The sequence below is a fragment of the Azospirillum canadense genome (assembly GCF_025961225.1).
GTDB lineage: Bacteria > Pseudomonadota > Alphaproteobacteria > Azospirillales > Azospirillaceae > Azospirillum > Azospirillum canadense.
Genome location: NZ_JAOQNG010000007.1, coordinates 946,996 through 959,807, shown reverse-complemented (window position 1 = coordinate 959,807; position 12,812 = coordinate 946,996). Strand labels below are relative to the sequence as shown.

Below are 12,812 nucleotides of genomic sequence, written 5' to 3'. Positions count from 1 at the left end.
AAGCCGGCAGGGCTGTGGCAATTTCCAGGCGGTGCGCCCAGAAACGCCAAATCCAGCCGTTGCAGGCTGGATTTGGCGCAGCGCCGCATTGTCGTTCTGATCGTCGCTTGGCGCGATCTGCCCGTTTTTTTGGGGGCGTTTCCTCCCAGACTCCGGCCGCTGTTCCTTCTTTATCGGCCCTCTCGCGCAGCGGCAAGCCAAAACAATCCGCCACGCCACCGATCTCATAGCCGCGTCCGACTGATACGGACGGCGGGTGAACAGTTCCGGTATGTGACTTGGCTTGTTCTTTAGGCTTCGGCCTTGTCCGCTCCTCTGGATACCGGAAGTGATCAAGCGCCGTTGGTATGACGGCCTCGCGGTGCGTTCAGCCGTTCTGGCGTGAACCGTTCAGAACGGGGGAGGGGACAGGCCCTTGAGCGCGGCGCATGAGCGAGCCCCCGGTTATTCGGGGGCTTGGCCGCTCTCCTCGACGTGCGCAGTGCCACCTCGCGGGCAGGGTGGCTGACCGGTTCCATGTTCCGTGTTCTGCCCGGTTGCGGAGGGCTCGCTGGCACCGGCCCTCACGCTGCGCCATCGTGGTGCTCAGCGGCGATGATCGACGGTAGTGGCGCTACGGCCTCTCCCCGCACCCCGAGCAGGCCGCGGGTGTACGATAGGGCTGCGTCGAAGCCGAGTGTCATGACGATAGCGTTGTCCTGAAGCGCAGCGCACGCATCCTCGATGTCCCGGCTGGTCTCCGCAACGGTCCGTGCGATGCGCGGCCACGTGGTCCGGCCGGCGCGTCGGCGGGCGATGACGTTGCGGATGCACTGCTCAAGCGGTGTGCCGAGACGCAGAATGGTGAGCGGATGACGCTCAGCCAGCATGGCCGTCCGGACGCGCTCGCGGCTGAGCAGCAGGCCTTCAAGAAGCACGTCGTGCCCGTTGGACGCGCAATCGTCGGCAAGCCGGAAGGCCGCGTCCAAACCGCCATCGCCAAGACCGATGGTGTCGCAGCCGCCCCGAACGCCTCCGTAATGCCCAAGCACCGCGAGCGGACGCCCGCCGCGCGGGTGGGGCAGGCGATAGCCGATCGGCCGTTCCCGTCCCGGGCGATTGACGGGCTCCAGGCGACCGCCGTTCTCGCGCGTGTAGTCGGCGATGATGCGGCGCACGAACTCGGTTTTCCCCGCACCACTCGCGCCGCGCGGGTTGATGATGATCCCGGTCATGGGCTCCCCCTGCCGTTGCGTGACTTCGGTCGGAGCAAGCAAGAGCGGACCGAGCCAATGGCTCATGGAAGCAAAACTTCAGTTCTGGATAAACGCTTGTTTCCCGTGCCGAATGAGATTTTCCTGAATTCCTTGCGCATCGGTGCGCTGTATCAGCAAGCCGGCCCAACCTTTCTTCGTCCGGGCGCGCTGACGCACAACGCGCTTATTTAATCCCGTGCGCTTTGAAAAAAGAATTGCAGCGTTTCCGCCGGTGATCCGCTCAGATGGGCGGCCTTCCCAATCAGCCTGTCGGCCCGGGGGGCTTGCGGATGGTGCGGATCCGGCCAAGGCTTGGCCCCGTGTGACCGCCCAACCGCGCTCGTCGCGGTCCGCCTGACGGGAAGCGCCTTACGCGTGCTGTTGCAACAAAAGGATCTTGTGCCGCATGACACACCAGAAAGACCGGAGGCGGATGCGCCCTCTGTCCCTCCTTCGCGATTTCCTGGACAGCGAGGCCTCCGGCGGCCTCCTGCTGATGGCCGCCGCAGCCCTCGCCCTCGTGGTCGCGAATTCCCCACTCGCTCCCCTGTACTTTTCTGCTCTCCACGCCCCGGTGGCGGGCCTGGCTGTGCTGCATTGGATCAACGACGGCCTGATGGCGATGTTCTTTCTGCTGGTGGGGCTAGAGATCAAGCGCGAGATGCTGGACGGGCAGCTGGCCTCCTGGCCGCGGCGGGCGCTTCCCGGCCTGGCCGCTGCCGGCGGCATGCTGGCGCCCGCGGTGATCTACGCGGCGGTGAACGCGAGCGACCCGGTCGGCCTGCGCGGCTGGGCCATCCCGGCGGCGACCGACATCGCCTTCGCGCTGGGCATCATCTCGCTCATCGGGCCGCGGGTGCCGGCCTCGCTGAAGGTGTTCCTGGCGGCTCTGGCCATCCTCGACGATCTGGGCGCGGTGGTGATCATCGCGCTGTTCTACACCGCCGACCTGTCGCTGGGCGCGCTCGGTCTGGCGGGGGCGGCGCTGCTCGTGCTGGTCGCCCTCAACCGCTTCGGCGTGACCCGGCTGTGGCCGTACCTGACCGTCGGCGGGGCGCTCTGGGCGTGTGTTCTGGCGTCCGGCGTGCACGCCACCCTGGCGGGCGTGGCCTTGGCCCTAACGGTCCCGCTGTACCCCACGCCGGGCCGGCACGACGAGTTGACCTCGCCGCTGCACCGCTTGGAGCATGCGATCAACCCGTGGGTGGCGTTCGGCATCGTCCCGATCTTCGGCTTCGCCAACGCCGGGGTGTCGTTCACCGGCCTGGATCCGTCGGCGCTCGTCGGGCCAGTGCCGTTGGGCATCGCGCTCGGGCTGTTCGTCGGCAAGCAATGCGGCGTCTTTGCCGCCTCCTGGTTGGCCATCCGGAGCGGGCTGGCCGACCTGCCGGCAGGGGCCAGCTGGCTGCAGCTCTACGGCGTGGCCCTGCTCTGTGGCATCGGCTTCACCATGAGCTTGTTCATCGGCGCGCTGGCGTTTCCGACTGCCCCGGAGCTGGCGGACGCCGTGAAGGTCGGTGTTCTCGGCGGCTCCCTGCTGTCCGCGCTTGCCGGCTGGCTGGTGCTGCGCCGCGCGCCGCGTGAGGCACTGAGCGCCGCCAAGACGGCGTGAATGGGCGGCCAACGGCGGCGTGGGACCGATGTCGGCTTTTCTGGGCGCGGCCCGGCACGGCCGACATCGGCACCGGCCGGGAGCACCCCAAGGGATGTGTGCGTCGTCCGTCCGCGTCATGTCTCGCGCGTCGGCCGGTAGGCGTCGGCATCCAGGCCGAAGGTCCACGCGACGCCCTCACGCGGTGTGGCTGTGGTGGGCGGCACCCGCAGCCAATAGACCCGGCGTTGCCCGTCGGGCTCCGGCGTGGCGTTCCGCACCCGCACCATCACCAGCGGCTCACCATCGAATTGCGGCGCGCACCAGAGCTGACCGGCGGCGTCCTCAGCGATCTGGTGACCACGGAGTGCACGCATCAGACGCTCCGGGCCGAAGCACTCAATGAGGACGCGGCGCAAGGCGGGGCTGGGCTCCTGCCGAACGGCCTCCGCCGACAGGCGATCCAGGTCCAGATCGAGATCGCCTCCGACCTCGCCGTCGATGGCCAGCAGCACCGTGCCATCCGCCCAGCGCACCGCCGCCCCGGTGCCATGGTGCAGAGCGCCCTCGCCGTTCACGTGGCACTCAGTTGGTGGCGCCAACACCAGGGCCACGTTCCGATACATCCACAGGGCACCGACATGGTTCAGCAAACCGATCGCCACCCGCTGCATTGTGGACGGGCGTGGACAGGCTGGGGCCGTGGTGGATTGACCAGAGAAACACGCTTCGGCGGGACACAACGGTGCCGGCATCAACCGGCCGCGCAGCCATCGCACGATGGCGTGCAACGCCGTGTCCGGCAGCGGTGGGCCAGGAGAAGCCCGTTTCAGCAGATCGCTTATCCGCGCGTTGAGCAGCGGCCCGAAGCGGTGGGGCAGGGGCGCGGATCCGGCGGGTGGAGGGGTGGCGAGACCGCCCAGAGCCAGGGTGGCGATTCCGCCACCCGCCGCGCTGACGGCTGACAGCTGGGGAACAACAAAAGGGGCTGCCGTCGCCGCACCCAGGAGGATGAGGAGGCATGCTCCCCGCGCGGTGTGAACCCTGTGCCGCACGTCCCGCCAGCACCAGTCCAAGCCGCCGATCAGGCCTGCGAGCGCCAGGACCATGGCGCTGCCGATCCACGGGACGCGGGTTGATGATGACGCAGCTTCTCCCAGACCTGCCGGGCTGGTTGTCAGCAGCGGAGCCACGCTGACGGCCAATCCCAACACCAGAGCCATCGACAGCACCCACCGACGCCAAGCGACCCAGGCGAGCACCCGGTGGGCGTCGCGCGGGCCGGCGAGCCACACGAGAAACCGCGGCGCCGCCAGCCCCGCGGCATCATAGACGTCGCGGATGCTCTGCTCCGCCTTGACGCGATCGCCCTTTGGCAGCAACGGCCAAGGCGCGGGAAGCCCATCATCCATGGTGGTCGGGTCCGGGTAATCCACCGCTCATGCCGAGTTTTGGCCGTATCGCTCAGTCGGCAACCAGGGCGGCTTGGACGCGCGGCCGGTACTCGCGCTGGCGGCGCACCTCGTACAGCCCCGGTTCGACGTTGACCGGGGCGTGTTCCTCGTGCCGAAGCGCGACCGGCCCAGGGCCGTGGACCTGGATGAAGCCGCGTCCGGTCTCATCCTCGCGGAAATAGCGCACGCGCTCGGCCGCCATGATGTGGGCATGGCCGGTCACCTCGCCACGGGCGAGGATCACCCGCCCGTCGGTCGGCTCCACGGGCCGGCTGCCGGGCAGCAAGTCGGTAGCCGCGACGAGAAGAACATCGCCTTGGCGGTATTGTGTTGCTCGGTGCATCGCCCCCTCCCAGCCGGATCGGCACCGGCACACCTAGGGTCCGCACGCCAGTGTAAACCTCATGTCCGCCGAGCGGGGACCGGTGCGGATGGACATGCCTGTCGGTTCTAGGCCCCGGGAAGCCAAGCCCGGTTGGTGCCGACCAACGCCACGGTGATGGTCCACCCGCGACCGACAGGCGCGACCGACAGGCGCGTGGCCATCGGAATGAAGGCGGTTCACCGCCGCGTCCCCATACCGGAGTCCAGGGGGCCTTCAGCGCAGGCTCACGCTGAGATCACGTCCTGGCCGCTGTGAACAGGATCGCGGCACCGATGGCCGCGGACAGGACGGAAGCAAGAAGGATGGAAAGCTTCACCATGTCCAGCTGCGCCCCTTCGAAGGTGGCCGCCGCGATGAAAATCGACATGGTGAAGCCGACCCCGGCCAAGGCCCCGGCACCCAGCATCTGCATCCAACCGATCTCGGATGACAAGGCTGCGACGCGCAGCCGAACCGCGAGCCAACACACAAGCAGGATGCCAAGCGGCTTCCCAACGACCAGGCCCGCGATGACGCCAAACGCCTCTGGAGCGTTCAGGCTCATGCCGGAGCCGGTGATCGGAATGCCGACGTTGAAGAAGGCGAAGAGCGGAAGGATCAGAAAGTTCGACCAGTTCTCCAGCCGATGCTGGAGGTGATAGCCGGGTTCGCGCAGCCGAGCGAGTGCATTTTCAAGAATTCTCAAGGTTGTCGAACGAACCGCCGCCGGCTCATCCTGCCCCGCATCGGTGCGACGCAACTCCGCATCGAACATGACGGCCGTCTGCGCGGCAATGCCGCGCACGTCGCCACTGCGTCGGGAGGGAATGGCAAACGCGGTCAAGACGCCGGCGAGTGTGGCGTGCAGGCCGGACTCGTGAATGAAGCCCCAGAGGAGCAGGCCGAGAATGAGGTAGGGGGTGGACGAGTAGACGCGCGCCCGATTCAGGCCGAGCATGACGGCGAACATGCCGCTCGCCCAGACCAGATCGGAGACGTGCAAACCTTCGCTGTAAAACAGCGCGATCACGATGATCGCGCCCAGGTCATCGACGATCGCCAGCGCCGAGACAAAGACTTTCAAGGAGGTCGGGACGCTGCGGCCGAGCAGCGCCATGAGGCCGAGGGTGAACGCGATGTCGGTGGCCATCGGTACGCCCCACCCACCGATCGTGCCACGCCCCCAGTTGAACGCCGCATAGATCAGCGCCGGCATCGCCATGCCGCCAACCGCGCCGATGAACGGCAGTGCGGCGCGTCGCGGGTCGGACAACTCGCCCGTGAGCAACTCGCGCTTGATCTCGATGCCGACGATGAGGAAGAAGATTGCCATCAGGCCATCGTTGATCCACGTCATCACGGGCAGGGTGAACACCCGCTCGCCGTACGAAAGCCCGATCGGCGTGCCGCGAATGTGCTCGTATGCTCCGTAACCGCCGAGATTCGCGAAGGCCAAAGCGGCGATGGTCGCCAGCACCAGGACAACGCCGGCGGATGCTGCCCATTCGAAGAAGTCGGTGCTGGCCAGCCGAAGCTTGACACCGAGAGGCTTTTCCAAGGCCTCGATCAACGCGTCTTCGTCCCATGCCCCCTTGTAGAGACGGTTGTCGATGAAGAGGATCGGGGCGGAACGGTACCCCGCATCGACCACCGAGGCACGATCCTGCTCGACGCGTTCCACGGTCTCGCGCGCATTCAAATCGTGTGTAAAGCGCTCAAGATCGAGGCCAACGCGCTCGGCGAGGGCGACGACGGCGGCCTCGTTGTAGGCGTGCTCATGTGCGAACAGGGCATCGTGCATCTCCATAAACTTGCCCTGCCGACCGGCTGCGACGGCGGCACGAGCGGCGGTTTCGCTTTCGGGCGCGCGATGCGGCAATGGGTTCTGCCGGATGGCGATGACCGCTCCTTCGCGGCCGAAACGGTGGACCGAACGGCGCAAGATGTCACGGGCGCGACGAGCAGGCTCGAAGGTGTAGTCCACGTACCAAACCAGCCTGGACTTTGCCTGCGGGTCACCGAACAGAAAGTCCCGCTTCGCATCGAGGCGCCGCTTCAGGAAATCTGCCACCCAGCAATCCTCCTCAACGCGGTACGCGGTGGATGTGATCTTGGCGTCCGTGATCCGATCAGCTTGGCTTGTAGGCCGCCTTCGCTTCGGGCATCAGTTTTTGCAGCGCGGCGATGCGGTCCTCGGTGCCGGGGTGCGTGGACAGGAAGGTCGGCGGTTGGGCCCCCGCCTCCTTCATGTTCTGCCACAGCTCGATCGCCGCCTGCGGGTCGTAACCGGCGCGGGCCATCATCAGCAAGCCGATGCGGTCTGCCTCCAGCTCCTGGTTGCGGGAATAGGGAAGGATCAGGCCGTACTGAGCCCCGGTGCCGAGAGCCGCGGCGATCAAGTCGCTGCCGCCAATCCCGCTTGCCCCCAGCACGGCGCCGAGAATCCCGGTGCCCGCCTCCGTGGCCATCTGGGTGCTGACGCGTTCGGCCGCATGGCCTTGCAGATTGTGGGCGATCTCGTGCCCGATGACCGCGGCCAGCTGCGCGTCGGTCTTGGCGTAGTTGAACAGGCCCTCGTAGACGCCGATCTTCTGGCCGGGCAGGGCGAAGGCGTTGACCTGGTCGTCCTTGAATACGCGCACCTCCCACTCCCCGGCGTTGAGGCCGGCGGCGCGCAGCAGGCGCATCGACACCTGCTCGGCCCGGCGCTGGTAGGATTGGTTGTTGGAGGTCGGGGTTGTCGCCAACAGGCGTTGCCAGTCCTGCCGGCCCATATCCGCAAGCTGGTCCTGCGACACAAGGTTCAGTCCCAGGCCGGTGCCGTTTCCGGTGCACCCGGCCAATGCCAAGCACGCTGCCAGTGCCGCCGCCAGGCGCAAGGGACAGACAGTCTCGCTCGACATGGGCAACCCTCCGCAAGTTTTCCGCCCGCCTCAACTTCCAGGCCGCGTGGCGGTTCCGAGCCCGACCCTAACCCTCTCGTCATTCGTCTCGCTCACGGTGAATTCGTCGGGTGAAAAGGCCGGAGGTGCAACGCTGACGCACGGCCGTCCACATCGCCGGTCCGCCTTTGCACGGGATCGTTGAAAACCCTTGGCGTGGCGGTGCCGCCATATGGGAACCGTCCCCCATCTGGGCTCGTGAGAAACCGATCATGAAATGACCCCCGACGGGAAACTCCGCAAGGTCACGGGCGTTGCCGAAGGGAGCGGGATCGCTTCGGACAGGCGCATGCACACGGCATTTGGCCCCCGAACCGGCTCCCGGTTTTCGGCATCGTCGCCGGGCGGCCATCGTGAGGAGGCGGTGATGATCTATGGCGTTTCCGCAAAGCGGTTCATCCGCGACCTCTACCGGTCGATCAGCGACGACAACGTGTTCAACGGCGCCGCTGCGCTTGGTTTCTACCTGACGCTGGCAATCTTCCCGGCGCTGGTCGTGACCATGACCATCCTGCCCTACCTGCCGATCCCCCGGGTGGATCAGGCGATCATGGACTTGCTTAAAGAGGCGCTGCCGAATGAGGCCTCCGATCTGGTGTCGCAGGTCGTGCATCAGGTCACCAGCCGGCGCCGCGGCGGCCTGCTGTCCTTCAGCGTGGTGGCGACGCTGTGGGCCGCGTCCACCGGCATGTACGCGATCATGCAGCAACTCAACATCACCTACGACGTCAAGGAGGCCCGCAGCTTCGTGCGGGCGCGGGTGACCGCGCTGGTTTTGAGCGTGCTCTTCGGCGTGCTGGTGATCGGCGCTTTCTCGCTGGTGGTGCTGGGCGGCATCATTCAGGACTGGATCGGCAACCGGTTCGGTTTCTCCGGTCTTCTGCTCACGTTTTTCGCCCTGCTCCGGTGGGTCATCATCGTGCTGGCGCTCCTGCTCGGCTTTGCGATGATCTACCGCTACGCGCCGAACGTCGAGCTGCGGTTTATGTTCATCACCCCCGGCAGTGTGGTCGGCGTGGGTCTGCTGATCGTCGCCTCGCTTGGTTTCTCGCTCTACACCCGCAGTTTCGCCGACTACGACGCGACTTACGGCAGCATCGGCGCCGTGGTCGTCCTGATGTTGTGGCTGTACATCGCCGGGCTCGTGATCCTTGTCGGTTCGGAGATCAACGTCCTGCTCAAGCGGTACAGCACCAATCAGAGAATTGGCAACGCCGAAGCCAGGGCGCGCAACGATCGTCCTTCCCGACGCCATGATGGCGCACCTGGACGCGCCAACTAGGGTCGGTCGGCGCTTGAGGTCTGTGCCCATCTGAGCGGGATAGCGGTTGAGCATGGAACCGAGGTTCCGACGGATGCGGAATGGGAAATTCTGCATCCGCTGATCAAGGCTTGCCGCCTGTGCGGTATGGCACCACCCCAGAACTGCGTCGCACGGTCACGACGATCGTTTGGCGGCACACGAATGGAGTCAAGTGGCGCGCCATCCCGCCCGACTTGGGGTCGCGGTGCGGACGTCTATCCGCTGGGCCCGCTTGGGCGTGTGGGAGCGCTTGCTCGATCTGGTGCAGCAGCGCGGCGTCGCGCTCGGTATGACGTTCCGGGAAACTGTTATGGATTCTCATGGGTCACGAAGGCAGCACCCTCGTGACCCTCTTGTTCGGTGGTCGTTCTGCCTGCTTGCACCGGACGTTGTCCGCCTCGGACATCCGGCTGCCGGCGCAATCCTAGGAACTGCCCGAGCATCTCCGTTCACAAAAGGGAATTGAGCGTAATGGCCAATTGGCGCGACGTCACCGGCTTGTGGATGATGCCGAGGTTGTGCACCATTGCATGGTGCTGGACCTCCGCCCCGGTTTCCCCGGTCAGGAGAATGCTCGGCACGTCGGAACCGCACAGTTCGCGAATGCGCAAGATCGCATCCACACCACGTCGTCCCTCGCGCAACCGGTAATCCGCCACAACGACACTCGGGCGCCGGCCAGAGGCCTGGAGATGGGCAAGGGCCTGATCAGCGGAGCCCGTCGCCAGCACCTCATAACCCCAGGCTTCGAACATGGCCTTCAAGCCGAGCAGAACCATGGTGTCGTCGTCCACCAGAACGACGAACCGGCCGTTTCCCTTCACCTCGGTGACCGGCGCCGGAGCGCACCGTGGTGGCGCTTGGCCGAGCGGCACCTCGACGCTGAACACCGACCCGTGTCCCTCGATTGAGCGGACGTGGACGGGGTGGTCGAGGAGGGCCGACAGGCGCTGCACGATGGCCAAACCCAGGCCGAGACCCTGGTTGCGATCGCGTTCCGGATTGCCGACCTGGTGGAACTCCTCCCAGATCCGGTCCAGGTGCTCCGGGGGAATGCCGATCCCGGTGTCGGACACCGCGATCCGGAGGCGGTCCGCGGTGCCGTGGCATTCAATGCTGATCCGGCCCCCTGGCGTGTAGCGCAACGCATTCTCGACCAAGTTCCGCAGCATGCGGCCGAGCAGCGTGCGGTCGCTGCGCACCACCGCATGGCATGGCGCGACCCGCAGGTCCAAGCGCTTCGCCGCGGCGATGGGAGCGTAAGCTGCGGCAATCTCATCCAACAGCCGGCGAAGCGCGACGTCCTCGACGTTCGGCTGAACGACACCGGCATCCAGGCGCGAGATGTCCAGCAGACTGTCCAGCAGGTCGCGGAGAACGTCCAGCCCATGGCCAAGGTGCTTCAGCGCCTCTTGCCCCTTAGGGGCGACATGCGGCTTCAAAACGTCCAGAAACAGCAGGAGAGACTGCATGGGCTGGCGCAGATCGTGCGACGCTGCGGCCAGGAACGTCGATTTGGCCAAGTTGGCCTGTTCGGCGTCCTCCTTGGCTTGGCGCAGGGCCTCTTCCGCCTCCTTGCGGGCGGTGATGTCGATGACCGAGCCGACGTAGCCAAGGAAGGCTCCGTCATCGGCAAAATGCGGCGCGGCGGCGTCGATCACCCAGCACCACGCGCCATCCGCCCAGCGCACCCGGTATTCGATGCGGAACACCTCCCGCCGGGCGTTGGCCTCGCGAAACACGCGCTCGGCGGCCGCCCGGTCATCCGGGTGTATCGGATCGAGCCAGCCGGAGCCCAACCCGGTCTCGGGCATCTGGCCGGTGAAGGCGTACCAGGATTGGCTCAGGTAGGTGCAGGTTCCATCGGGATCGGTAACCCACACCATCACCGGCGCATGGTCGGCCATGTGCCGGAAGCGCTTCTCGCTCGCTCGCAGCGCCTCCTCGACCCGGCGGCGCTCTTCCGTTTCCTGCGCGAGCGCGGCGTTCGCGGCTCGCAGGCCGTCGATGATCTGCTGTTGCTTGGCGGCGAACTGATCGGGGTTGATCTCAGCGGTCCGATGCCGGACGACCTCCGTTACATCCGTGACCTGATGGATGACCCAAGCGACCTCACCGCTGGCATCCAGCACCGGCGTGTTGACCGGGCTCCAGTACCGTTCCTCGTAGCCGCCGCCCTCGGCGGCCGGTCGAGGCAGGTCATACCGCTGCACCGGCATGGCATCCGGGCACCGGTTCCGCAGCACACGCTCCAGCGAGGCCCGCAGGTTTCGCTCGCCGGTCGCGTCGGGATCGGCAGGATTGTCGGGAAACACCTCAAACAAGGGCCGGCCGAGTATGACCTCGCGCCGCGTGCGCGTGGCCCGCAGATACGCGTCGGTGACAGCAACGATCGTCAGACCTGGCGTCAACACCAGGCAATTGCCGGGAACGGCACCGAAGAGCATGCGGAAATCGGGTTCGACGTTGGCCGACGTCTGTCTCACGGGGCGGGGGCCTTCCGGCTACAGCATTGTTGTCTGGTCAAACATTGTGCCCAACGTAGGAGTAACCAGCAAGCCGTACGGAGGGGGGCCACCTTCCAAAAGTGGCGCCGGTTTGGGACCTTGTTGCATCGAGGCTGCCCGTTGCCGAACTGGGGATGAGGGCGTAGGAAGGGACATTCCCCCTCCTTCCGTGCGCTGTTCCGCCCCATGCCGTTCAAAACCAACGCGTCGCGTCGCCATCGCATCCCGAAGCAGCGGCATCGGATTCGCAACTGGGCGGAGTATGACGCCGGGCTTCGGGCGCGCGGCAGCCTGACGGTCTGGTTCACGCCGGAGGCCGTCGCGCGCTGGCGGGCGGAGACGCGGACCACGCCGGGCGGTCAACAAACCTACTCGGACCTGGCGATCACGGCGGCCCTGACGTTGCAGGCTGTCTTCCGGCTGCCGCTGCGCCAGACCGAAGGGCTGGTCGGCTCCATCGTCCGGCTGCTCGGTGTAGAGCTGGCCATTCCGGATCATTCGACCCTCAGCCGGCGCGCCAAGATCGTGCGCTTGCCGGGCGTGCCGGTCTCCTCGGCCGGAGCCGTGGAGCTGTTGGTCGACAGCACGGGCGTGAAGCTGTGCGGGCCGGGCGAGTGGCTGGTCGCAAAGCACGGAGCCCAGCGTCGCCGCGCCTGGAAGAAGCTGCACGTCGGGCTCGACGCCGCCACCGGGCGGATTCTGGCGGCGACCGTGACCGATCACGATGTCGATGACGCCTCGCAGGTTGGCCCGCTGCTGGCTCAGATCGAGGAGCCCCTCGCCGCGTTCGTGGCCGATGGTGCCTATGACCAGACCGGCGTGACCGAAGCCGTGGCGGCGCACACGCCGGACGCCGCCGTGGTCGTACCGCCCCGCTCCACGGCGGTGCCGAGCGCGAATGCCGCGACCAACCCGACGCAGCGTGACCGGCACCTCCAGCACATTGCCGAGCACGGGCGCATGGCCTGGCAGAAATCGTCCCGGTACAGCGTCCGCGCGCGGGTCGAGGCGTTTTTCAGCCGCTGGAAACGCGTCATCGGCGATGCCCTGCGGTTCCGGACCGAGGATCGGCGGAACACCGAGATCGCCATCGCGGTCCGGGTCCTGAACCACATGCTCGACCTCGGACGCCCGGACTCCGTCCGCGTCGCGTAATCAGAAGGCCGGGAAAGGTTTCCTGCGGCCGAAGTCACCTCGCTGCAACATCTATGGACGCCCCCCGCCCTGCAAGAGCGTTTTTCGACATGGCGGCTTGAGAAGTCGGTTGCTGCCATCTATCCGGCCTACGGTTGCAGCCCGCGAGCTGCTGGCCTTGATGAGATCCGCGGATCGACGCCCAATCAAAGTCTCGAGCTCGTCGGCTCGTTGTTGCAGACGGGCTTGGTCGATCCCGGTCCGACCTGTTGTGCCATCACA

General features: G+C 66.5%; 10 protein-coding genes and 1 pseudogene. 5 read left to right on the top strand and 6 right to left on the bottom strand.

Annotated features, from left to right (window positions below; genetic code table 11):
* Positions 1 to 563: 563 nt before the first annotated feature.
* A complete protein-coding gene (locus M2351_RS32055; RefSeq protein ID WP_264660054.1) occupies positions 564 to 1,214 on the bottom strand; it encodes a hypothetical protein in 651 nt (216 codons plus the stop codon).
* Positions 1,215 to 1,271: 57 nt separating this feature from the next.
* Between M2351_RS32055 and M2351_RS32050 the strand changes: the two genes are divergently transcribed.
* Both M2351_RS32050 and nhaA (M2351_RS32045) read left to right on the top strand, forming a co-directional pair.
* Positions 1,272 to 1,427: a hypothetical protein gene (locus M2351_RS32050; RefSeq protein WP_264660053.1), complete on the top strand. Its 156-nt coding sequence runs from the start codon at positions 1,272 to 1,274 to the stop codon at positions 1,425 to 1,427.
* Between the two features lie 241 nt (positions 1,428 to 1,668).
* Positions 1,669 to 2,847 carry a Na+/H+ antiporter NhaA gene (gene nhaA, locus M2351_RS32045; RefSeq protein WP_264660052.1) on the top strand — a complete coding sequence of 393 codons (1,179 nt, stop codon included), beginning with the start codon at positions 1,669 to 1,671 and terminating at the stop codon, positions 2,845 to 2,847.
* A gap of 116 nt (positions 2,848 to 2,963) precedes the next feature.
* Here the strand turns inward: nhaA (M2351_RS32045) and M2351_RS32040 are convergent, their stop codons facing one another.
* The 4 genes from M2351_RS32040 to M2351_RS32025 form a co-directional block, all read right to left on the bottom strand.
* Positions 2,964 to 4,238: a DUF6745 domain-containing protein gene (locus M2351_RS32040; RefSeq protein WP_264660051.1), complete on the bottom strand. Its 1,275-nt coding sequence runs from the start codon at positions 4,236 to 4,238 to the stop codon at positions 2,964 to 2,966.
* 52 nt (positions 4,239 to 4,290) lie between these two features.
* Complete coding sequence (locus M2351_RS32035; RefSeq protein ID WP_264660050.1) at positions 4,291 to 4,623, bottom strand: hypothetical protein; 333 nt, start codon at positions 4,621 to 4,623, stop codon at positions 4,291 to 4,293.
* A 277-nt stretch (positions 4,624 to 4,900) separates the two neighbouring features.
* The gene (gene nhaA / locus M2351_RS32030; RefSeq protein WP_264660049.1) at positions 4,901 to 6,715 is read right to left on the bottom strand and encodes a Na+/H+ antiporter NhaA; all 1,815 of its coding nucleotides are present in this window, start codon (positions 6,713 to 6,715) and stop codon (positions 4,901 to 4,903) included.
* Between the two features lie 58 nt (positions 6,716 to 6,773).
* The gene (locus M2351_RS32025) at positions 6,774 to 7,547 is read right to left on the bottom strand and encodes a M48 family metallopeptidase (RefSeq protein WP_264660048.1); all 774 of its coding nucleotides are present in this window, start codon (positions 7,545 to 7,547) and stop codon (positions 6,774 to 6,776) included.
* 406 nt (positions 7,548 to 7,953) lie between these two features.
* Between M2351_RS32025 and M2351_RS32020 the strand changes: the two genes are divergently transcribed.
* Positions 7,954 to 8,868, top strand: coding sequence for a YihY/virulence factor BrkB family protein (locus tag M2351_RS32020; protein WP_264660047.1), 915 nt, complete (start codon positions 7,954 to 7,956; stop codon positions 8,866 to 8,868).
* 39 nt (positions 8,869 to 8,907) lie between these two features.
* A pseudogene (locus M2351_RS45340) lies at positions 8,908 to 9,187 on the top strand (transposase); the annotation flags it as partial.
* A gap of 151 nt (positions 9,188 to 9,338) precedes the next feature.
* Here the strand turns inward: M2351_RS45340 and M2351_RS32015 are convergent.
* On the bottom strand, positions 9,339 to 11,375 hold the full coding sequence (locus M2351_RS32015) for a PAS domain-containing hybrid sensor histidine kinase/response regulator (protein ID WP_264660046.1): 2,037 nt from the start codon (positions 11,373 to 11,375) through the stop codon (positions 9,339 to 9,341).
* A gap of 207 nt (positions 11,376 to 11,582) precedes the next feature.
* Between M2351_RS32015 and M2351_RS32010 the strand changes: the two genes are divergently transcribed.
* A complete protein-coding gene (locus M2351_RS32010; protein ID WP_264660045.1) occupies positions 11,583 to 12,551 on the top strand; it encodes an IS5 family transposase in 969 nt (322 codons plus the stop codon).
* Positions 12,552 to 12,812 lie beyond the last annotated feature (261 nt).

What these genes read in the sequence shown, in the direction of transcription:
- M2351_RS32055 (WP_264660054.1), bottom strand. Translation starts at nt 1,214, where the DNA reads ATGACCGGGATCATCATCAACCCGCGCGGCGCGAGTGGTGCGGGGAAA.
- M2351_RS32050 (WP_264660053.1), top strand. Translation starts at nt 1,272, where the DNA reads ATGGCTCATGGAAGCAAAACTTCAGTTCTGGATAAACGCTTGTTTCCC.
- nhaA (WP_264660052.1), top strand. Translation starts at nt 1,669, where the DNA reads ATGCGCCCTCTGTCCCTCCTTCGCGATTTCCTGGACAGCGAGGCCTCC.
- M2351_RS32040 (WP_264660051.1), bottom strand. Translation starts at nt 4,238, where the DNA reads ATGGATGATGGGCTTCCCGCGCCTTGGCCGTTGCTGCCAAAGGGCGAT.
- M2351_RS32035 (WP_264660050.1), bottom strand. Translation starts at nt 4,623, where the DNA reads ATGCACCGAGCAACACAATACCGCCAAGGCGATGTTCTTCTCGTCGCG.
- M2351_RS32025 (WP_264660048.1), bottom strand. Translation starts at nt 7,547, where the DNA reads ATGTCGAGCGAGACTGTCTGTCCCTTGCGCCTGGCGGCGGCACTGGCA.
- M2351_RS32020 (WP_264660047.1), top strand. Translation starts at nt 7,954, where the DNA reads ATGATCTATGGCGTTTCCGCAAAGCGGTTCATCCGCGACCTCTACCGG.
- M2351_RS32010 (WP_264660045.1), top strand. Translation starts at nt 11,583, where the DNA reads ATGCCGTTCAAAACCAACGCGTCGCGTCGCCATCGCATCCCGAAGCAG.